This window comes from Mesorhizobium tianshanense, assembly GCF_007830515.1.
Taxonomy (GTDB): Bacteria; Pseudomonadota; Alphaproteobacteria; order Rhizobiales; family Rhizobiaceae; genus Mesorhizobium; species Mesorhizobium tianshanense.
The window spans coordinates 1-19,853 of record NZ_VLKT01000005.1 but is presented as its reverse complement, the minus strand read 5'-3'; the positions used below and the strand labels follow the sequence as shown (position 1 = coordinate 19,853).

At 58.6% G+C, this 19,853-nt stretch carries 19 protein-coding genes and 1 pseudogene; 9 read left to right on the top strand and 11 right to left on the bottom strand.

From position 1 onward, the window contains the following. Window positions 1–62 precede the first annotated feature (62 nt). From IQ26_RS05095 to IQ26_RS05070, 6 genes are all read left to right on the top strand, one after another. Window positions 63–1,364 (top strand): hypothetical protein, encoded by a 1,302-nt coding sequence (locus IQ26_RS05095; RefSeq protein ID WP_145714548.1) that lies wholly within the window; start codon window positions 63–65, stop codon window positions 1,362–1,364. Window positions 1,365–1,384: 20 nt separating this feature from the next. Continuing rightward, window positions 1,385–1,705 (top strand): hypothetical protein, encoded by a 321-nt coding sequence (locus IQ26_RS05090; protein WP_145714546.1) that lies wholly within the window; start codon window positions 1,385–1,387, stop codon window positions 1,703–1,705. A gap of 46 nt (window positions 1,706–1,751) precedes the next feature. Then, window positions 1,752–4,727 carry a translocation/assembly module TamB domain-containing protein gene (locus tag IQ26_RS05085; RefSeq protein ID WP_145714544.1) on the top strand — a complete coding sequence of 992 codons (2,976 nt, stop codon included), beginning with the start codon at window positions 1,752–1,754 and terminating at the stop codon, window positions 4,725–4,727. Beyond that, window positions 4,720–5,376, top strand: a complete 657-nt coding sequence (locus IQ26_RS05080; RefSeq protein ID WP_145714542.1) for a hypothetical protein — start codon at window positions 4,720–4,722, stop codon at window positions 5,374–5,376. The genes IQ26_RS05085 and IQ26_RS05080 overlap by 8 nt, the downstream gene beginning before the upstream one ends. 23 nt (window positions 5,377–5,399) lie before the next feature. Further along, window positions 5,400–6,380, top strand: a complete 981-nt coding sequence (locus tag IQ26_RS05075) for a hypothetical protein (RefSeq protein ID WP_145714540.1) — start codon at window positions 5,400–5,402, stop codon at window positions 6,378–6,380. 501 nt (window positions 6,381–6,881) lie between these two features. After that, window positions 6,882–7,463: a recombinase family protein gene (locus tag IQ26_RS05070; protein ID WP_145714819.1), complete on the top strand. Its 582-nt coding sequence runs from the start codon at window positions 6,882–6,884 to the stop codon at window positions 7,461–7,463. Window positions 7,464–7,579: 116 nt separating this feature from the next. Here the strand turns inward: IQ26_RS05070 and IQ26_RS05065 are convergent, their stop codons facing one another. Both IQ26_RS05065 and IQ26_RS05060 read right to left on the bottom strand, forming a co-directional pair. After that, window positions 7,580–8,707 (bottom strand): hypothetical protein, encoded by a 1,128-nt coding sequence (locus IQ26_RS05065; RefSeq protein WP_145714539.1) that lies wholly within the window; start codon window positions 8,705–8,707, stop codon window positions 7,580–7,582. A gap of 299 nt (window positions 8,708–9,006) precedes the next feature. After that, on the bottom strand, window positions 9,007–9,747 hold the full coding sequence (locus IQ26_RS05060; RefSeq protein WP_145714537.1) for an NYN domain-containing protein: 741 nt from the start codon (window positions 9,745–9,747) through the stop codon (window positions 9,007–9,009). A gap of 181 nt (window positions 9,748–9,928) precedes the next feature. Here IQ26_RS05060 and IQ26_RS05055 point away from each other — a divergent pair, with 181 nt between their 5' ends. Then, a complete protein-coding gene (locus IQ26_RS05055; RefSeq protein ID WP_145714535.1) occupies window positions 9,929–10,897 on the top strand; it encodes a hypothetical protein in 969 nt (322 codons plus the stop codon). A gap of 58 nt (window positions 10,898–10,955) precedes the next feature. Here the strand turns inward: IQ26_RS05055 and IQ26_RS05050 are convergent, their stop codons facing one another. The 3 genes from IQ26_RS05050 to IQ26_RS05035 form a co-directional block, all read right to left on the bottom strand. Then, complete coding sequence (locus tag IQ26_RS05050; RefSeq protein WP_145714533.1) at window positions 10,956–12,176, bottom strand: competence protein CoiA family protein; 1,221 nt, start codon at window positions 12,174–12,176, stop codon at window positions 10,956–10,958. A 1,070-nt stretch (window positions 12,177–13,246) separates the two neighbouring features. Then, a complete protein-coding gene (locus IQ26_RS05040) occupies window positions 13,247–13,702 on the bottom strand; it encodes a hypothetical protein (protein WP_208760106.1) in 456 nt (151 codons plus the stop codon). A 3-nt stretch (window positions 13,703–13,705) separates the two neighbouring features. Beyond that, window positions 13,706–14,359: a DUF6946 family protein gene (locus IQ26_RS05035; protein WP_145714529.1), complete on the bottom strand. Its 654-nt coding sequence runs from the start codon at window positions 14,357–14,359 to the stop codon at window positions 13,706–13,708. Window positions 14,360–14,769: 410 nt separating this feature from the next. Between IQ26_RS05035 and IQ26_RS05030 the strand changes: the two genes are divergently transcribed. Continuing rightward, window positions 14,770–15,468, top strand: a complete 699-nt coding sequence (locus IQ26_RS05030) for a uracil-DNA glycosylase family protein (protein ID WP_145714527.1) — start codon at window positions 14,770–14,772, stop codon at window positions 15,466–15,468. Window positions 15,469–15,484: 16 nt separating this feature from the next. Next, window positions 15,485–15,640, top strand: a pseudogene (locus tag IQ26_RS05025) (OmpA family protein); the annotation flags it as partial. A gap of 147 nt (window positions 15,641–15,787) precedes the next feature. Here the strand turns inward: IQ26_RS05025 and IQ26_RS05020 are convergent. From IQ26_RS05020 to IQ26_RS04995, 6 genes are all read right to left on the bottom strand, one after another. Further along, window positions 15,788–16,048 (bottom strand): type II toxin-antitoxin system HicB family antitoxin, encoded by a 261-nt coding sequence (locus IQ26_RS05020; protein WP_208760105.1) that lies wholly within the window; start codon window positions 16,046–16,048, stop codon window positions 15,788–15,790. A 57-nt stretch (window positions 16,049–16,105) separates the two neighbouring features. Beyond that, window positions 16,106–16,330 (bottom strand): hypothetical protein, encoded by a 225-nt coding sequence (locus tag IQ26_RS05015; protein ID WP_145714525.1) that lies wholly within the window; start codon window positions 16,328–16,330, stop codon window positions 16,106–16,108. Window positions 16,331–16,800: 470 nt separating this feature from the next. Then, on the bottom strand, window positions 16,801–17,106 hold the full coding sequence (locus tag IQ26_RS05010; RefSeq protein ID WP_145714522.1) for a hypothetical protein: 306 nt from the start codon (window positions 17,104–17,106) through the stop codon (window positions 16,801–16,803). A gap of 203 nt (window positions 17,107–17,309) precedes the next feature. Then, entirely contained in the window at window positions 17,310–17,531 is a 222-nt protein-coding gene (locus tag IQ26_RS05005; protein WP_145714520.1) for a hypothetical protein, read from the bottom strand. Further along, window positions 17,528–18,430 carry an ArdC family protein gene (locus IQ26_RS05000; RefSeq protein WP_145714517.1) on the bottom strand — a complete coding sequence of 301 codons (903 nt, stop codon included), beginning with the start codon at window positions 18,428–18,430 and terminating at the stop codon, window positions 17,528–17,530. The genes IQ26_RS05005 and IQ26_RS05000 overlap by 4 nt, the downstream gene beginning before the upstream one ends. A 397-nt stretch (window positions 18,431–18,827) precedes the next feature. Continuing rightward, window positions 18,828–19,511, bottom strand: coding sequence for a hypothetical protein (locus IQ26_RS04995; RefSeq protein ID WP_208760104.1), 684 nt, complete (start codon window positions 19,509–19,511; stop codon window positions 18,828–18,830). Between the last annotated feature and the right edge of the window lie 342 nt (window positions 19,512–19,853).

The window sequence follows — 19,853 nt, the reverse complement described above, 5'->3', positions numbered from 1 at the left end:
CCCATCCCGCTTATGATGCCCGTGATGACGGCCCGCGCGCCGTAAACGGGGGATCAAAAGGCATGCCGAGCATTTCCAAACTCACTTCGGCCGTAGCCGTCATATCGCTGATGTCGCTTGGCAATCCGTCCATTGCCAAGGCGGAGATAGTCGGCACCCTTACGATGGGAATTGTGGTCGACCAGCTTTTCAGTCAGCTCAACGGCACCATAAACAAAGCCATGGCCGAGGGTGATTATCTGCTTGCCCGCGCGTCCATGGAAGCAAAAGACGCCATCGAGGCCTGGCGGCTCGCAAACACGGACCTGATCAACAAGACCTTCAACGAAGTCAAAGCAACGACCAGGGAAATCTTTGCAAAAGCAGATGCGTTGACGGTCCAAGCCAACGACCATGCCGCCAATAGGCTCGAGACCATCCAACAGATCGGCGAGAATGCAAACCAGATCATCGCGGACATCCCCATAATCGGCGGCAAGACGTACATAACCCGCTATGGGCCAAGGATCGTTGTCGGAGGAACCGGCGAGACCATTGTCACTGTCAAAGGGGTCAGTTTGGGCGAGGCAGACCCGCAACTGACCATCGGGACGACTTTGGTGCCGAGGATTTCCCTTACGCAGCAGGAAGCCCAGTTCGCCTTGTCCAATCTGTCCATCCCTGTCGAGGAGAGGACCATCAGTCGGCAAGCGCTCAAATTCAGCTACAAAGTCAATTCCTCGAATGTCATCCGCTACCTGTTCGGGACTAAGGAAGTCGTCGACAGGGATTTGGCGTTGATCGTGTTCCCTAAAGTGTTGGGGACATACGACTATTCGACCGTCGTCAAGAACGATGTGAGGGTCGAAGAACCATTCACTCAAAATCTCGGACAGTTCAAAGCCCGCAACGACCGGGTCTACAAAGTGGCCACGCCCAAAGACGGTTGGAAGTGGGATTTGGAAAAACCCCTGGAAGTGCTGCAGGGCCACGGCGAAGCCGGACGGTGTGAAGGCAAGGACATGAACAAGTCGAGCGAGAACGGAATATCCGTCTTCGCCAGACTGGACGAATTCAGGAGTGGGGGAAATTTGTTCGGGATCATAAAGAAGGACGGTTACGTCTCCTGCTCTCTCCGTGGCACCATTTACAAAATGGTGAGCACCGAAGGTCCCGGGCCAGCCAAGAAGGGTGATATCGTCTGGCACAGTGACCTCCCGCTCGACCGCCCCGACACCACCGTCAGGATGACGATGTTCGTCAAAACCTTCGACAACAGGGACCTGACGGTAGACGGAGACCGTTCGGACAAACTGTTCAACGCGAAGGTGTCGTCCGGTCTTTTGCTGGTGACACCTAAAATCCCGGACGACATTGCTGAGTGATCCGGCCGTGGGGGAAGGCAATGAAATTCCGCAAACTATGCTGCGTCGCGGTGCTGGTGCCGACTTTCCTGGCGAGCGAAGCCCGAGCGACTGACTACTTGTTCCACGTATCGTGCCAGAACGCCAACCTCGTTGTGGAATGGAAAACGGGAGACATCGACCCAGGCCGCGAGTTCCTCAGGGTGTCAACCGGCACCAAATACCCCAACTGCATGGTTTCGGATTACAATCAGGCGCGTGACGGAAATTTGCCGCGCGAAAAGTACGAGCACGTTGCTGGCGTGATAGCCGGGATACCTCTGATCGGATCGGTTATTTGCTACTTTTTCGGGTGCGGTTAGGCGGTTAGCTAGCCTTAGTTAAACCTTGTCGGCGGGGGGGTGGAAAATGCTTCGGATGTTGTGCGCGGGGCTATTCTGCCTTGTGGCTAGCGCCAGTTCGGCTGCCGGCCTGCTCATCGGGCCGTTCTGCATCGATGGAACGAGTACGCGGCTCGATACGACTGAAACCACCTTCACGGTCGATGGAAAGTGGACCCGGGCGGTCCTGAAGCGGGCGCCCAAAAAGGGCACGCAAAAGCCGATGCTCGTCGTGTTCAAAGGTGTGCCGACCCCCGCGCCGTTCCTCGAAAGCTGTCAGCAAATCGTCGAGCGTGAGACGGCGGTCGGCAACAGCCCCCTGCTGGCGGGGCGAATAGAGCAGATCGAGATCGATGGGCATGCCTTCGAGTCCAATGCCGGCACCAGTCGGTTTCAGGTCGAGCCAGGTCGCTTTTCGGCCAAACTCGGCCACGTCCTTCAGTATGACCTGCCAGTCCTCGGAGGGACCACTCAGCTCGCGGGTGCGAAGCTTTGGATCAAGAACACGGAGACGATCCTCGCTGAAGCCGGCAAGCTCACAGGCGAGTTCGAAATCGAAGCGTGGAACCGGACGATCGACGGGGCACGGATCAACTTCGAGGGCGTCGAGCTCACGGGCCTGAACTTTGCCCCGAAGCGGCCAAACCGCGATAATGTGGCGTTCCATTTTGACCTCGACGGCGGCACAACCACACTTTGGCAAGGCCGGTTGGTGGCAAATCAGTCGGGCTCGTTCGCTAGTTATGCGCTGTCGATTTCAGGGCTGGACCTGAAGGGTGTCGCTGCCACGTTTAAGCGCGTGGAACTGAGCGCGCGTGAGGGCGTGCTGAGCGTTTCGCTTAAGAGTGTTGATGGTCATGTAGACGAGGCGCTGCAGTCGAATGCGATCAGTACAGTGTCGTTCCGCGATGCGAGCTTTGCCCTTGGCGATTTGTCGGCAAACGGTGAACAACTACCGCTCGGCTTGGTAGCAACGAACCCCACCATGCGCGACCTGTCGTTTGATGCGGCCCAGGGATTGATCGCTGGACCCGCCGGCGCGTCTGTCATCGAGGGCGCTAGCCAGGGGACCGTCGCCGAACTCACCCCTGGTCAGTTCAGCAGCTCAATTCACTTTTCAAACCCATCGTCGGCAGTGCTGTCGCTTCTCGGCGGCAGCGATCTTTCGGACAGCGTGGATCTCAGGCTGTCGCGCCACGTCGATGACCTGACGCTTGGTGGCGTGATCGCCACCAGTACACTCGCGCTCGGTAAGCTCGACGTCGAGGAGCCCCTTAAGCTCACACTGAATGATATCACCGCGAGCCTAGCCGACGTGGCTGCGACCCTCGAGTTCCCGATCGACATTGACGCCAAGGCGAGCGAAGGGAAAGTGAATTTCCATACCGAGGACTACAAGGTCGGGTTGACCGGGAAGTTCGAAGGGTTGCGGCTCAAAGGGCTGCTCAGAATACCGCTTGCCGACCTTGAATCGAGTCACCTTTTCGTAAAGGCGAAGGACTTTTTCCTCGGCTTGGGACTGGCTGCGTTCCTTGAGCCGATGATTGCTGGCGTAAAGCCCACCTTGTCGGAAACGACCCTGCGGTTCAGCAACCCGACCGACCTCAAGGTTGGCCGAATTTCGGAAGGGCGGATCTTTACCAGTGTAGGCCAAATGGTCGTTGGAGAACCGATCCTGAGGATCGGCGAAAATGGTAAGAAGGCAAAGGCCACTCTCGCCTTAACAACCGAGGCGGGCGCCGACCTGCTGTACGACCTCGAGCGCGGTCGATTGCTGATTGCACGAGGCAAGCTGGTCGCCGATGACGTCAGGTTTCACTTCATCGAGCCGGGTGGTGAAATCGACATCAACGGCACCCGCGTGACGGAGCCCGATATCACCCTCAAACACCTTGGGGTTGAATTCGTCGGAACCGACGACCTCGACTTCGGTACCGCCGAACTGGTCGGCTTCAAAGCGCAGGGCCATCGTGTTTACAAGCCGGCTGACCCTGAAAAGCCGAGTGACGTCACGTTCGACGCACGGCTTACGACGCCGCTCAGTGTCGCCGACGCGAACGCGCTGAAGGTCGGCTACAAGGATGTGCTGTCACTCGAAGCACTTCAGGTTCGAGGGTTTGAAGTTGGCATGTCGAGCGGTCAAATCGACTTCGGGGGCGACATTCGGGTGGGCAACGCCGCGGTGTCGATCAGCTCCAGGCAAGTCAATCGCGTGAAGGTCAATGACATCGAGGCCGTGATCCTCGACGACGCTCGGTTCAACGCGAGCGGCATACTGAACGCGGGCCTCGCCAATGCGCCGAGCTTCCGCATCGACCTCAATGCGAGCGGCCCAACTGACCGGCTCAATGGCAGCGGCTCGGCGAGTGTCAGCCCCTTCGCAGGCGGGCGAACCTTTGACGCCGAGATTGCCTTCAAGTGCGAGGATGGTTCGCGCCTCAAGGTCCCGTCGGAAATCAACTTGGCTGTCGCCGGTGTGAACTTCGACGTGTCTGTCAAAGATGGCGATTTCTCTGGGTCCGGGCAAACCAACCCGCTCGCCGTAGCGTTCCACACAACGTCGGGGCGCGACTGTGACTCGCCACTAGAAAAATGGATCATCGTTCCAGAAGAGAGCGGTTGGACCTGGGGAATTTGTGATTTCCCACCGCGCAAGTGCAAGTGGAAGTGGACGACCCCCGAAATCAACTTCAAATACAAAATCAAACTGGCAGTCCGGTTTGCAGCCGTTACGTTGTTTATGACCAACCCGGTCGTCAACCTCAACAACGGCAAGGTTCGGTACTGTAACCGGGGTTATGCATCATTCGGACCCACGGTTTTCGTCGGCGGATACTCGCCGCAAATCGTCACCAACTACCCAGGCGCCGACGCGATCGTGAACGCGATCATCGCGGGCAGTTTCGAGCTTGCGCAAACCGTCGCGGGAACAGCGCTAATCAATTCGGTCCTGACAACTGTGACTGACATCATAAATGTGGGGCAGGTGGTGTGCTATGATTAAGTCGTGGTTTGCTGTGACCGGCATTGTCGGCCTTGCCTTCGCCACGGCTTTGCCCGCGATGGGTCAAGCGGCCACGATAGGCGAAGTGGACATTCCCTCGCAGCGGCAGTGGTGCCTGGCGCGGTCGATGCCTGCTGCCGACCTGAATGATCCAGTAAAGCAGCAGCGACACCTGACCAGTGTGATGCGAGCGATCGCGATCGAGGCAGCGAACACAAGCAAGCCGTCAATCGGCATGCCGGGTGTTGCAAAGGTCATGGCGGGGGCCACCGCGGACGACCCGGTAACGGTTACGTTTTGCTCGAATGTCACGGCAGCCGAAGTGCCGATTGGGATATCGGGTATTCAGGCAATCGATCGCGGCGCGATTCGCGTCGTCGCCGTGAGCTGCGGTGCAATCGACTTCGACAAATGCGATCAGCAGCTGACTGACGCCCTGATGGCGGATCCCTGGAACTTCACTGAAGACGAAGTCGCAGCGATGTCGGCTACAACCGGCGAAACGGCATTGGTAGACAGCCTTGATGATCAAGCTGTTGCTGCCGTCAACAATGCCGACGTCCTCCTCTACGACAAAGCTAGCGACACGGTCATCACGCTGCCAGTTTTCGGCGACCGCACGACGATCATCGCCTACCAGTTGCCATGACAATCAAACTGATGGAGGAATCAATGCGCTACCTGATTGGGGCTTTGGTCACACTCGGTATCCTGGTCACTGGCGCGTCTGCAACTGAGCTCAGCGAGCGTCGGGCGTTTTGGGAAACCCATGCGTATTTGTGTGACCTCGCGCCGCCGGCGTTTCCTTCGAAGGAGGCCCTTGGCCACCCTGACGATTGCGATGATGGTGACATGACGCTGTTCAACGGCTTGCTGTGCACCGCCGGGGTGGCAGCGGGGTGCGACGGCGTTGCGCGAGCGCAGGGCCCCGATGGCCGCTGGTGGCGTTCGCCGCGACGGATCGGTCGGGAAGCACCCGCCCACGATGTTTCGTTTTCACCTGACCAGTCACTCGGCGTGCTCCTGTACGTGCTGACAAAACACGATCGTGCCGCGTTCGACCGTTGGACGTCGTGGCTCGAAACTAATCGGCCATGCGCGATCGAAATAGCTGACCGTTGTGTGCAACGTGGTTGGCTGCGGTTTTGTCGTGACGACGCCGACAAGCGGTGCACGCTGCGACCCGCCGATTGTGTTCGTATTGAAATGGCCGCGCACTCCCTCGGCACCGATGGCGGCGTTTGTCGCCGCGTAATGAAGGAGCTGAAACTTCCCGAGGACGTGTTGCTCGACATCGACGATTTCCTCGTCAGTTCAGCCGCCGTCAATGACCCAGGCTACCCGTTGCACCTTGTCGCGGCAGGGATCGTCCTCGCACGGCTCAACGGCGTTGATACACCCAAGCTTCGCCAGGCAGCCGGCATCCTCGCCGCGCGGGTACCCGGCAACCCATTTTTCCAGTACCTTCACTCTGGTACCACAGCCGCAACGGTGACCGCGACACTCGGCATTTGCCCCGCCCCTGATCGGCTTTCGACCAATCGGTTTCAATGGGTTTGGGAGCGTGAGCCGAAGCCCGAGTCGTGGCGTGAAAGCATGTACTGGGAATGCGTGTTTCTGGCCAACCTACTTGAGCCGCCAGCACCAAAATAGTCCCTTCACCCGCCGATCTAGGGCGAAATGCCAAACTGCTACGCATAAGGTGTTCCCGATTTAAGTTGAGACATGCCGGCAGCCTCGCCGCTCAACCGGTCCCCCCAGCCGATCTGACGGCCTCATGAAAGACATGCATATGAGCGTCGCTAACAAGACGGCGACCAGCTTGGCGAACAAGCATTGTGCACTCAAGCTGCGAATGTCCCCTTATGGCGCTCCTTGCTCCTTCCCGGCAGCCGATCAAACGGCAAAGCCTCAATCCCCCCACGACCTTCGACTGTGGCCTCCCTGATAGGCAAAAAAGACCGCGCTTATGCAGTGGAGGCTATAATTTCGGTCGCGGTCTCGTGGTCTGCACGGCATTGTGTCTGCAAATCGACCGTTTTCCTTACACTTTTGAGAATCGCCTTATTAAGGCGAAGAAGAGCGGTAATTGCGTAAGGAAAATATGTTAGGATATCTATTGACAGGAAAACGCTGTGTTTGCACTATCCTTACATGCTAATTGGATATGCCCGCGTCTCAACCGCAGACCAGAATCTTGACATGCAACGAGACGCGCTGACGCGCGCCGGATGTGAGAAAATCTTTGAGGAGAAGAAGTCCGGTAAGACGGGGAGCAAGCGTCCGGAATTCGAGGCCGCCCTCGCCTATCTCCGGCCGCAGGACGTGCTGGTGGTGGGGAAGCTCGACCGGCTCGGTCGCTCCCTTGTCGAAATGATGCGAACAATTGACAAGCTCCGCCAGGACGGCATCAAGTTCCAAAGCCTGACCGAGCACTTCGACAGCGAGACCGCACACGGCCGGTTCGCTCTTCAGATGCACGGTGCTATGGCGGAATATTTCCCGGACCTGAATCGTGAGCGGACCATGGAAGGGCTCAAGGCAGCTCTCGCCCGCGGTCGCAAAGGTGGACGAAAACCCAAGCTCACTGAAGATGATATGAGAGCTGCAAAAGCCATGCTCGCGGCTGGAGATATCTCGGTAGCCGATATCGCCCGCCGCCTGGGAGTGAGCCGCGTCACCTTCTACCAATACTTCCCTCAGGCGCGGGCCCGATCGAAGGAACTAGCGAAGTGAACGGGGGTGGAGACGCGGATCTCAACGGCTAGGACATCTTGCCTGGCGTCGTGATCTCAGCGGCATGCCCGGGGTACGTCGCTGCGAAATCGGCCAACTGAACGGCACGGCAACTATTACCGGATCACCACCAGCTTAAGTTCCTGAAGCCTCTGGTCATAAACAGAGTTCAGGCACTGACTGTCGGCATCGCAGTTGTTCCGGATTGCAAGCCAGCCGCGTTGGACTGCCAGTATTCGCTTCCGTAGGTCCGCTTCAACGTTGTTGCGAATCCAGAAATATATCGCGTTCATGGCCCGGTCTTTGGCCCACAAATTCTGATCGGCGCACATTGTCCTTTCAGCTGGCGTGGCAGCCTTCGCGCAATCGAAGCTTGGACCATGGATTCCGGTAGGCAGTCCCTGACTTCGCAAGTTCTCCTCGACCTCGACACAGAGCACCACCGGTCCCCTGGGTTCGATCTGGGCCGCCCACTGATCGAGCAGCTGGAGCCATAGATCGACCCACTTCTCGCTTCCAAGGATTTCGTTGCCCTTCGCAAAGGCTTCTGTCGCACCCTGCTCGAGAGCCGAGGCATCCGCTTGGAAGTACCCCTGACAACGCGACCGCAGAATGTTGTAGAGTACCCATCGTTCGGCATAGCGGTCACCAGTGGGGGAATCGTTGGGGGTGACGACATCATCGCCTTGAAGCAGAAAGATATCGATCCCAAGCTCCTTGGCCTTTGAAGGAGTAAGAAGACGGATGTCGCTCGGCCCCGCGATCGTGAAGAATCGGATGGCCTCGATCCGCAGTCCGAGATGCGTGAGGAAGGAACCGATTTCCGCGTTTGCGACGCCGCTCTCGCGATAGCCCCCTGCTTTCTTAATGTAGGCAGCATGGAACCCGATCAACGAGTCCGGCGACATGTATCGACGAGCTCCCGAAACCCAAATCAGACCACAGGCTGAAAAACACCCGTCACCGCCGGCGACCAGCGTTGCATAATTCCGCAACCGGATTTCCGCTCCAATCCGCAGTGCCTCAGGGATAAGGCCGCCCGGACTCTCTAAATAGACTGTTACCTTCTCCCGGTTCTGGATGACTTCGATAAATCGGTCGCCGTCTCCTTCAGTAATTTCGCCTTTGATGATGACAAAGTCGACACCAGCCTGGATATCCAGCACATCAATCTCGGCCGCCCCGGATGCAGAACTGAATCCAAGTGCGAGCAAGATTGCACCGATGAAGTTGAAGCGGCCCATTTTCTGCCAATGAACCCCTTGGCACCCCACCTTCTTCAGTGCCCCACTCGAGAAGAAATGGCAACATTTCGCAATTGGTCATGCCTCTCCGATGGCCGCGGATGGCAGGACACATGGTCTGTATGTTCCTAGCGGTCAAAATCTGACGCTTGGTACCCTATGCACCCGAACTCGCGAAGAAGCTGAAAGGATCAAAGGAGCGGCGGAGTCGATCGGGAAACAGCAGCACGAAGAGTTCTCAACGCTACGCGGCAACCGATAAGGATTGGTGACCAGGTGAGCGCGGACTGACGGCTTCCTTATTTGAGTTTTACCATAATGACTTTTGGGTTCTCTCCGATGCGTTCGACATCGACAATGCCGGAGGCCTCGACGAGATCACTGAGACGCGGAAAGCCGTAGTTGCGTGCGTCAAAGTCTGGGGCCTGTTTCGCCAAGTGTGCCCCGACGCGAGCAAGGTTTGCCCGCCCATCTTCATCGGCCGAGGCTGCGACCGCTTTTGATAGCATATCGAGCGTGGCCATATCGAGCTTGCTCTGCGCAGCAGCCGGTTTGGTGGCTGCTGTCTTCGGCAGGGGGGCGGCTGCCGACTGTTCGGATGTGTTGAGGACATCGAAATAAACGAACTTGTCGCAAGCCGTAATGAAAGGACGGGGCGTCTTGCGCTCACCGAAGCCATAGACTGTGACGCCTTGCTCGCGAATCCTTGCCGCCAACCTTGCAAAATCGCTATCGCTCGAGACGATGCAGAAGCCAGAGAATCGGCCAGTGTAGAGCAGGTCCATGCCGTCGATTATCATCGCGCCATCGGTCGCGTTCTTTCCCGTCGTATAGGCGAATTGCTGGACCGGCTGGATCGAGTGCTCGAGCAAGCATTCTTTCCACCCTTTGAGATTTGGGCCGGTCCAATCTCCGTAGACGCGTTTGACACTGGCAGTGCCATAATTGGCGATCTCGGCCAGGAGGCCGACGATGATCTTTGGCGATGCATTGTCGCCGTCGATCAACAGGGCAAGAGTGAACGTCGTATCGGTTGCCATCGTCACTCTTTGTGCCAGTTAACCGCGAAAGCCGCAACGCCCACGTAGAACCCGAGCCGCGAGAAGGCGTCTCGTAAGCAGCCATTGCTTTACGTTTTTGGTCCTCCAAGGTTCTGGTGTTAGAGCTCAGCGACAATGCCTTCTTAACGACGTCCTTGGTCAGACAAATAGCGGAGGAAACGTGGCGCTTATCAGGTGCCCGGAAAGGTTCGATGGCGATTTCGCCGGCTTCTACTGCGGCTTTGTAGGGCCCAATCTGCCGGCCCTCGAAAGGGTCAAGGCCTTTGACGCTTTTCTCTCCATTTATCTATCGAGCGATCGCCCGGTGCATATCTTCCGACAGGTCAGGGGGCAGGAGCGAGGCGCTCTCTATACGACCGCTCGGGGAGATGTTTTGATGCCATCCGACAACGCGCCGGGTTGGTGGCTTCATGCATTCTTGCTGGGCGAGCAGCCCATTGAAGGCGCGTCCGCGCAATTCTTTGCTGAGGTTCCTACTCATATGTTTGGCATCGTGGGCAGCGAGACCCTAAATTCCGCCGGCTACCATCTGGCGCATATCGTGCCCGTCAAGAATCGTGATCTTGACTGGACGAACTGGACGCGGGCCGAACTCCAGCGGCGCTTCCTGCTCAACATTCACCCGTGCAACTGGTTTTTGATCGCCAAGACGGAATGGCATCGCAATGGGGCGCGCGCAGATATCACTGCGTGGATCAAAACAGCCTATGCGGAGCGGTACGGCGAGCTTTACCAGACTTTCGTGCGAAGGGTCGTGAACTCCGACCAAGCACCCGATCTGCGGCCAGGATCACCAGACTACAAGTTCCACCCAAAGGCTGGGGGTGAGGGGATCCAGCATCGACGTGCACCGCGCCGCCGAGCCAGTGGAGATGGTAGTGATTCATCCCCACACATTCGCTCGCTAAACCGTCCAGGCGTAGTGCGAGAGCTTGTTGGCAAGGGCGTAATCCTAAATATAACAACGGTCGGCAAGCGTTTTGTGGTGCCACATGACGAGCTGCTCGACTGGGTCAAGGCCAACACAAACGTGCCCAACACCCGCAGCTGGCTTCATGCTGGCAACTACAACTGGCCGCGTCCGACGCAGGCCCTGCTTACCTTTTTGCGCCGATTCGAAGCGCCGTAGCCTGGCGCGACACCCTTGACGATCGTGAGACTCTGAACATGCTGCTTACCCCAAGTGCTCAGTCCTCGCCGAAGGAGGCGACCGATGGACGCCTGAAAAGCGAATTCGCGCGGTCATCGGCGATGCGCTGTTCCACAACTGCCCGCCCTATGTCAGGCAAATTCGCTTCGCGCTCCGTTTTGTCGACAATTCCCCATAGGAGCATCGACCCACGTATTCCTGATCCCGCTTGTCCCAACAATCCTGCCTTTGTCATGTCTTTCAAGAAATCCGAATATCGTTCATACGGAGAGCGGTAAGCGCGTTCCAGCTTTCGCATTCTGGACGCCAAGTCGTTGTCCCGGAAGACGAACGCCTTGTGCACCCATCCTTTGCTGCACATAGCCATGAAGGCGTCGAAAGGCCAAGGGCCTCTTCGACAGGCGATCTCGAGCAGGACAAACGACTTCCACTCGGCGTCACGGACTTCGAAGCATGTCTTGTGTTGACCACCACCAGAGACCGCTTTGCGGAGCCCGTATTCGTTTGCCTTTTCTTGCCATGGCCCGAGCGGGAATTGGCTTTCCGCCGGCCGCTCAATATAGATTTGCCACAGCGCTCTTGCTTCATCGTCCTTCTCGCGTTCGATCGCGTTTTTTCGCTCCTCCATCATCCGCGTGCCCTTGTCGAACATGCGCGTCTGAAGCCACTTCCTGGGCGCCTTGAAGAGAATCGCTTCATCGAGGTGCTTCAGCGGCTCGTTTCGGTATTTTCTGAGATCGATTTCAAGTACGCCGACATCCATGGCATTGAGCTTGGCAAGCTTCGTCGGGTCGCAAGCATGCGTCACAAGGAATTCCACGTGAAGGTCGCGGCCACCGCGGCGGCAGATGACGTCAGGAACGACTTCGCCCGCCCTTTTCTCAAGAGCCGCTTCGTCGAAATCGAAAACGGCTTCCTTGAAGACTTCCAGCACGCCGTTCTGGTCCGTCATTGTGATGGCTGGTAGTTTCAGTCGCAGCCGGTCGCGGAGTACCATCTTTGCAAACTTGTGCAGGGCAGTTTCACCAGGCGATCTGCAGTTATCGGCCTGGTGAGCCCGGTGAGCGAATACGTGCGCCCTTTGCTCGCCCTTTCTGGCGACCATGTCCCGACCGCATCCAGGGCACATGCATTGGCAGGTGAGGCCTGACACGACGTCGTCGATATGGACCCGCGAACCGTCTGTCTTGCTTTCTGCGACACGGATGAAGCCCGCACTTGTGCAGTAGTACAGGTCACGGAGTGTGATTTCGGTCATGTGGCAACGCCCAAAGGGTGGCGACGCCCTATTTTCAGGATTCCGGTCGCGTCGGCAACAACGGTCAGCGTCCCGTATTTAGGGATGCTTTCGTTTAGCGGTTTAAACCCGGCGATTGCCGGTCTCGCCGAGCTCACAGCCATGGTGATATTGTGAAGCTCGTCCCGTGTCCCGGAGGGCTTCCCGATGCTATCACGCTGGCTTGCTCCATTTGCCGCTGCAGGTTTCGCATTCTCTTCGTTTGTCGCGCCGCCCGTTTCCAGCTGAGAGCGGAATTGAAGGAGGCTTGGATTGCGGATGTGAATCAAGGCCCGCGCTGCTGACTGGTCGAAAGTTGGAGCACTATTTGAGGGCATCGCGTTGAGAGTACGCTCAGCAACGATAAGACCGAACGAACACGGAACGGGGGCGTGGTGTCGGTCATCGTTGTGTTCCTCCTTTCGTGTGTTCCGCCCACACTCGCTTGACCTGGCTCGGGCTGCAGCCGGCCAGGTGTGCCGTATCGGCGATGCTGCGGCCGGCTCTGTGCGCAGGGCGATGACGCGCTCGTGCATTGGCAATCCTTGCGTGGTAGTAGTTATTTATCACGATGGAGGTGGGGCGATGGGTTACGTTGGAGAAATAGTCGGAAGTTTTCTGAATGTATTTACTGCTGAAGGCCGGAAGCTGTTGCATGAGCGTAGGCAGAAATCACGATTAACGACGATGCTTCGAGACAAACGGTTTCCGAAGGGCTTCCGCTCGACAGCTCAACTTTCCTCTGGCATCAGCGCCGATCGGGAGACGACGGAACGCCTGCTATTAGCCGCTGGCGCCCGGAAATCCGAAACGTCGGATGAATGGACACTACGGCCGCCGAACATGAAATAGTGGCCGCGCCATACAGAACGCGAAGGAACCTCGCGGTGGCGACAGAGGGCAACGACGACCGGCGCGTCCGATCCCAGTCCCTCAATCCGCCACGCTATGTTCCAGTTAACGGCTCGATCAGAGAACCCGCGCCACAGCACTGTCATCGGATAGATCGACGCCTGTAGCTTCGGAACGGTAAACGTTGGGGACTGCCGCCGCTAATTCGAAATTGGCATCCCACTCTGCAAACAACTCGGGGACTTCATCGACACGAAAGTATCGTTCGGCAGCGGTCTTACTGCTTGCCTTGTCACGTCGAGCCAACCGCTCGGCAACGATCCGTGGAACAAGGTAGATTGCGCGACCTTTGAACCTTTGAACCCCTCGGATGGCAGTAGAACAATCGCCAGCCAATCGAATTGGTCATAGTCGTTGTAGCCGACATAGGCAGCACCGCGCTTAAATGTCCGCGACTTTACCGAAACACGTTGCGCTGGCCGGTCGAATGGTTGCGCGATCACATCGTAACCGGGCCAGTTGTCGGGAGCTTTCAATGCGGGGATGCCTGCAAGCGTGAGTTCCGCCGCCACCATCATTTCGCAGGCATCACCCATTTGCTTTGTTGTGTAGAGCCTGCGAGCTAACGGCTGATTTCCTTGCTGCAACGTGTCCATCACCTATATCTCAACGAGCCAGAAATCGGCGCTGCCAGAAGCCCACCCCAATCGAAGCCGTTGACCGGACTTTAGGGTCAGTACGCTTCTGGTGTCGGGTGCTGCCTCTAGGCCAAAAAGGCGCAGAAACATCACGAAATCCTCAAACCACATTCGCTGCGGGGAGAATGAGTGAACGATCATGGCGGCCTCGTCGGTCTTGAAGCGCCGCGCCTCGATAAGGGCCGATGCCGTCCGGTGCATCAATTGATAGCGAATATGGGATGGTGGGATTTCATCCAAGCCAAGCAAGCTGCATAGGTGACGCATGCGTTCCTGCTTTCCCTGCGACGGGTTCGAAAACCAATCGCCCACGGTCGGGCCGAACGGCTCGTTCACCTTGCCTTCGATGGTTGCAGCACAAGTCTGATCGCCGAACCGGATAAGCGCAAAAACATCGTTCTGGCTGTCATGGTTGCCACCGTCGAGCGGCACCCTGTGCTCGGGCAAGGCCAATAGTAACTCGGCTGGGCCGTCGAACATCTGGGCGATCTCATCCGGCAAGCCGCAAGCGTTTTCCCAGCAGTGAGCAAGCGTCTTTGCCGAATAGCCGGTTCGCCATTGCCTCTCAGGTTCTGCGAGGAACGCTTGCCAACTCGCCGGGCCTTCGCTGGGCATATAAACCCGCGTCCGACGTATATTCCGCAGAATGGCCAATAGATTACCCCACCAGCAGCACGTTCACCTGCTTTTTACCGCTATCCTACCGGGTGAGTAATCACCCTCGGTTAAATGCAATGGTAAAACTTGAGGAGCTGCATGTGCAAAACAATTGGGGTACCCGGGACCCAATTATCGCGAGTTAGCGCCCCTTCCACGTGCATGGTCAAATCCAACATTTTGCGAATACCCTCCAGCAAATTGGCTCTCGGGGCGATTTCCCCCTTTCGATTACCTTGTTGAATTTACTTGCTAATTCCAGGTATCAGTTTTTACACGCAGATTTTCTTGCATGCCAGATCAGTTTTTCTTAGTAAATTGCACCCCACAGCTGCGAAAGAAACGTGGGGCAAAAGGGAGTGAGCCTCATGTTTAAGACACCATCCATACCCGACAGCGTTCGTCGGTTGAAGCCGCCGCTGGACTTCGTCAACCCGCTGCAGATCGGAATAGATGGCCCGAACCTCTTTGGCACAGAAACACTGTGCGGAGATTGGGACGGAAACCTATTGCTGTTGGCGCAAGATTTTGCCCCAGCCGACGAAGTACGAGCAGTCCTGAAAAAGCACGGCTCAAAAGGCGCTTGGCGTCACAATGACGGAGATGGCCGTTATGGCATCGGCATGATCACCAACGAAAACATTTGTCGTCATCTTGGAAGCATCGGCAGGGACATTGACCTCGCAGGCAGGAAATCCGTCGACAGCGGCGTGCTTTACGGCAACGCCTCATTCTTCCTCAAGGAAGGGAATGTCTCGCCAGCGAAGGGGGTCAAGGCGTCGGCTCCGGTATTTGAGTTCGTCACCAAGAATATGCCGAACCTGAGAGTTGTAGCTTGTCTTGGAAAGCCCGCCTTCCAGGGTGTGATGAGCTGGCTGGGAAGTTCCGCTGACTGGCGAATGCATATGAACGCGCGGAAGCCGGTTAGGCATGGTCAGTTTTCGATCTTTGCTCTCGCTCATCCCGGTCAACTTGGGATCAATGGCCGCCTGCCGAGTGCGACCTATTCGGAGCGACAAGCGGCCATCAAGGCTGATTGGGAAGCCATAGGCAAAGCGCTCAACTGAGCCACGACAGCGGGGGACCAACGTCTTCGACATCGCGCCCGAGAACATGGAAACGCAGGGCTATGGCGAGCAGTACCTGAAGGTTGAAACCCAGGAGCCCGAACGCGAGAACCGGCGCGTCGCAATCCGCCGCGTCACGCCGCTGGTCGCACCCGTGGCGAGCTCCGAATAGGCCCCAAAGCCTAGTACAGCGAACTTGCGCAAGTATTTGCCTTCGGACGGCTGACCCAAACTTGATATGATTCGGGCGATGCCCGATTTAGTTGATTGGTTGAACCGCGCCGATTCGGATGACCTTGCCGCCAGGCGGCGCGCGCCCTCAAAGCTCGACGACGTAGGTTTCGATTGCGTCTTCGAGCTCTTCTTTTGTCAACTGGCCCGCTGTGCGGGGCGCTGCCGGCGGATCGCCGGCACTCTCCCGATGCAGGGCCAGCGCCTCGCGAAAATTCGCCTTCGCAGCGTCCGGCGTTGCGCCGCGTGAAATGCAGCCGGGAATGTCCGGAATATCGACCCAGTAATCAGTGCCCCGCACTTTGCGGATGACGGCGACATAAGCGGCCGTGATTGAAACCTCCTTCATTGAGGCCCGGCGGCAGACGCCTCGCCTGCCGTCGGAGCGGTGAAAATGGCAGAGCGCTTACGCGCTCTGCTCCTCTTCGGCTTTCGGATCGAACGCCCGCAGGATAATGCGGCCGGAAGATACCGGGACCAGATCGAGCTGGAGCGTGAAGCCCTCGCCGTCTTTGTGGTCCCATGCGGCGCCGATCCTCGTCCAGGGCGCCTTCTCGCGATCGGGAACATGATAGGCGATCAGGGCCGGTGCCTTCTTCTCTTCCGTGGTCTTCTTTTCGTAACGTGCCATTGGTCTTCTCCTTTTGCTTTTGTTTCAAGACGACTGGGGCGATCAGACCGGGCATCAGCGCGGGAAAGCATCGGAGGGAAACGGGCAACACGGCCCTTCGCCAAGGCTTCGGGCCGCAGGCGGGAGGGGTGGTGCGGGCAGCCCGTTGCTTTGCAGCGCGTCCGGTCCAGAACCGATTGTCATTGAAACGAAAGGGCAAAAGGCGAAGCCGGCACGGCCTTGGATAAGGAACGCGGAAACAGGAAAGCAGGCATCGGCCTCCACCGCCCCTCATCCACAGATCGCAGCGCCGCCCGATTGCGAGGATTTTCTCGCGAGTCATGGGGCCGCCCATGGCGCGGCATCCATCTTCCCGCTCAACGTCCCGGCGCTTCATTCCGCCCGCCGTCCCGTGCGGCTCGCTTTCCGAAAGCTGAAGAGGAGAAGGCAAGCGCAGCGCCGTCCTTGCGGCACTGCGCCGGGATAGCCTTCTACGAGGCGCGTTCGCGGTAGCGGGCTTCGATGGGTTTCAGCCTGCCCTTGAGCCCGCTTCTGACATAGCCGGCAATGACTCTGCTCACGAATTCCCCAGGCAGGAGGCCCGGCGCCGGATCGGCATGAATGCCGAGGAAGCTGCAATAGCCGGCTTGACTCAAGAACGGCTTGTCCAGATCGACAGCGTCGGCGGCGAAGCCGGGCCAGAACCCGACGCTGCTGCCGATGCCGAAGATCCCGTTCAGATCGATGCGAACGCGCATGCCCTCGTGCTCGATGATGAATTCGCCGGTCTGTCCCAAGCGCGAGCAGGCCGGCAATCAGCCTCAGGCACTTTCGAAGCCTAAGCCGCCTGCCGGGCCGCGCTAAACCTGGCCGCGCCCGCTCACCAGAGGGCGTGGCGAAATCCCGGTTTTTCCCGCGAGGCGCCCCCGGCGCCGAGCGCCCGCCCAAATCCCGCGCCCGCCGGTATCGCCGGCGGGCGCGGAAAAATTTCTCGCATCGCTCATCGCTGGCGCTCCTGCATCAGCACAAGCAGGCTCGGTTCCTGATAGCGCCGTGCGGCGCTTCGCTCTGCTGCCGGGCGCCGGTCCTGCTTCAGGGCAAAGAGCGCGGGCTGCTCGGGCTGCGCCGCCTTCCATGCGTCAAGCTGCTGTCGCCGCATATCGAGGATGACGCGCCGGTTATAGGCGCGTCCCCCGATGATGATGGTCTCGGGCCGCTTCATTCCGCGGCCTCCAGCAAGCGGGCTTCTTCCTGCAAGCCGTGAAGAAAATCCGCGGCGCGCTGCGCGTGGCTGGCTGCGGTGAAGATCGCCCGCTTGTCGTTCTTAAGCACCTTCAGCCATGAGCCGATATAGGCGGCATGGTCGGGCCGGGTTTCGGGCGTCAGGTCGAGATCGGCGGACAGGAAGGCCGAAGCAAGTTCGGCGACGAGTTCTTCCATCGCGTAGCCTTCATCGCCCCAGCGCTTGCGGCCAAAATCCCGCTCCAGCCGCGAGGGGTGGCGCGTCCAGTGCGTGCACTCGTGCGCCAGCGTTGCGTAATAGCTTTCGGCATTGCGGAAGGTCTCGAACGGCGGCATCTGCACATGGTCGCTGCCCATGCTGTAGTAGGCCTGATTGCCGCCGTGGCGGATATCGGCGCGCAGCGCGGCGAAGAAAGTTTCCGCATGCTCGATGCGTGCTACCGGATCGAGGCGCTGTTCCGCCGGGGCATAGAATTGCGCCGGTAGGCCTTCGATCTGCTCGACATTAAAGACGGTGTAGCCCTTAATAAACGGGATATCCCGCTCCTGCTCCTCGCCGGTCGCTTCGTCCTTCTCTGTCCTGCGGATACGGTCGGCATAAACGACAAGGTTGCCCTTCTCGCCCTTGCGGACATGCGCGCCCATCTCCTGCGCCTGTTTGAAGGTCATCCAGATCGGCGCGGCAAAGCCCTGCGCCATGGCTGCCGACCACAGCATGATGACGTTGATTCCCTGATAGGGCACGCCGTTATGACGCAAGGGCCGCGAAATCCGCCCGGCGGCGTGCCCTGCATTCCAAGGCTTCAGCCACGGGCGCACACCCTTCTCCAGTTCGGCAACAATGCTCGCCGTTACCCTCTCATAAACATCTGCATTCATTGGTCTTTCCTCCTAGTTTTACGGTTGCGCAGCAGCTGCTGCTGCAACCGGACTAGGCCCCGCGCCAATGAGCGGGTGGAATGCGGTCAAGGCTGAAAGATCAAAGGATGGTGCGGCCCGCAGCGGAGCGAGGACACGGCCTTTGATTTTCACGCGAATAGCGCCCGGCCTTGACGGCAGGGGGCGGCAGCCCCGGATCAAGAGAGAAAAGGTTGCACGGGCCGAAACGGCCCGTTCAGTTCACGGCCTGAAGGGCCGCACTAGCGCGAGGGATGGAAGCCGGATGGCCGAAATCTCGGCATAGCGTGGCGAAGCCGGAGTTCGGTTTACGAGAACCCGGTCCGGCGCCAGCCGGACGCGCCAACCTCAGATATCGCCGTGGGGAACCCGGTCCGGCTCAGCCGGGCGCGCCCTCAAAAGCGGTATTAATTGCCTTGAACAACTTTTCCGCCCTGGCGACTGTGTCCTTTGGCAGGTCCGAAACCTTCTCCCAGGCATCGAAGCGGCGCAGAATTTCTCCCATGACGCGGCGCTTATCGAGTTCCTTGTGGCCGTAGCGCTGCGTGAGCACGGTCTCGATGCGCCTTGCAATCATGTCCGAGCCATCGGCGGGAAGGTCCTCCGCCTTGATCGCGATCCCGAAGGCAGCGTTGACGCAGTCGATATAAAACTGATCATCGAACAGGTCCTCGATGGCGGCGTCGGTTTGCTTGATGCCCGCCGCATTGCCCAGCATCAGCACGCGAAACCGGGCCTTCTGCGCCGCCGCTAGCCCTTTCAGCGTCAGTTCTTCGATCTTTTTCTCAGCAGCAAGCCCTTCGGGGTCGGTGTCGAGCAGCACGCCCGAGTCCCATCCCTGGCCGACAGCAAAGTCAGCATACATTGGAGTCTTCGGCGCGCCGCGCGCCGGCCATAGATAGACGCGGTCGGAAAGATGCGCCTTGCCTTCGCCCCGGAGGATGCCCGAAAGCTTGTGCAGGATCAGGGCGTCGTCTCCACCCTCGACGATGAGGGTCTGGCGGGTGCCGAGCAGGCCGCTCATATCACCGGTCAGACCGAGCGAAAGCTCGATCACGGCCATCGGTGCCCGCTGGCTGCTAGTCTCTCATGTTCCCTGTCAAGGCTGAGCGCAAGACGGATGGTCTGCTCGGCGTGGGCGAAGCAGTTGGATCGGCTGAAGCTGCACAGGGCTGGGGGTGGAGCTCAGAGACGACGGTTGATCAGGCTCTCATCCGCGGGTTGGATACCGCCTTCCGTGTCTTCGTCTCGGGGCTGTCCTCTGTCTAGAGGGCGGGCGTCGAGCGGGTTGGCTCGGCCACATAACTAGCGACGGGAGTTCCCCACCGTGGCCCCACCCCCAACGCTGTGCAGCGGGTCGGGTCGAGACCTGTCTATGACGGTGCGACCTCCCGACCGATAGCCC

Excerpts from the sequence above, each read along its gene's own strand:
- IQ26_RS05020 (WP_208760105.1), bottom strand. The coding sequence starts at position 16,048 with ATGAAGGAGGTTTCAATCACGGCCGCTTATGTCGCCGTCATCCGCAAA.
- IQ26_RS05060 (WP_145714537.1), bottom strand. The coding sequence starts at position 9,747 with ATGGCAACCGATACGACGTTCACTCTTGCCCTGTTGATCGACGGCGAC.
- IQ26_RS05015 (WP_145714525.1), bottom strand. The coding sequence starts at position 16,330 with ATGGCACGTTACGAAAAGAAGACCACGGAAGAGAAGAAGGCACCGGCC.
- IQ26_RS05080 (WP_145714542.1), top strand. The coding sequence starts at position 4,720 with ATGATTAAGTCGTGGTTTGCTGTGACCGGCATTGTCGGCCTTGCCTTC.
- IQ26_RS05035 (WP_145714529.1), bottom strand. The coding sequence starts at position 14,359 with ATGCCCAGCGAAGGCCCGGCGAGTTGGCAAGCGTTCCTCGCAGAACCT.
- IQ26_RS05005 (WP_145714520.1), bottom strand. The coding sequence starts at position 17,531 with ATGAAGCGGCCCGAGACCATCATCATCGGGGGACGCGCCTATAACCGG.
- IQ26_RS05000 (WP_145714517.1), bottom strand. The coding sequence starts at position 18,430 with ATGAATGCAGATGTTTATGAGAGGGTAACGGCGAGCATTGTTGCCGAA.
- IQ26_RS05040 (WP_208760106.1), bottom strand. The coding sequence starts at position 13,702 with ATGGACACGTTGCAGCAAGGAAATCAGCCGTTAGCTCGCAGGCTCTAC.
- IQ26_RS04995 (WP_208760104.1), bottom strand. The coding sequence starts at position 19,511 with ATGGCCGTGATCGAGCTTTCGCTCGGTCTGACCGGTGATATGAGCGGC.
- IQ26_RS05065 (WP_145714539.1), bottom strand. The coding sequence starts at position 8,707 with ATGGGCCGCTTCAACTTCATCGGTGCAATCTTGCTCGCACTTGGATTC.
- IQ26_RS05030 (WP_145714527.1), top strand. The coding sequence starts at position 14,770 with ATGTTTAAGACACCATCCATACCCGACAGCGTTCGTCGGTTGAAGCCG.
- IQ26_RS05070 (WP_145714819.1), top strand. The coding sequence starts at position 6,882 with ATGCTAATTGGATATGCCCGCGTCTCAACCGCAGACCAGAATCTTGAC.
- IQ26_RS05090 (WP_145714546.1), top strand. The coding sequence starts at position 1,385 with ATGAAATTCCGCAAACTATGCTGCGTCGCGGTGCTGGTGCCGACTTTC.
- IQ26_RS05075 (WP_145714540.1), top strand. The coding sequence starts at position 5,400 with ATGCGCTACCTGATTGGGGCTTTGGTCACACTCGGTATCCTGGTCACT.
- IQ26_RS05085 (WP_145714544.1), top strand. The coding sequence starts at position 1,752 with ATGCTTCGGATGTTGTGCGCGGGGCTATTCTGCCTTGTGGCTAGCGCC.
- IQ26_RS05095 (WP_145714548.1), top strand. The coding sequence starts at position 63 with ATGCCGAGCATTTCCAAACTCACTTCGGCCGTAGCCGTCATATCGCTG.
- IQ26_RS05050 (WP_145714533.1), bottom strand. The coding sequence starts at position 12,176 with ATGACCGAAATCACACTCCGTGACCTGTACTACTGCACAAGTGCGGGC.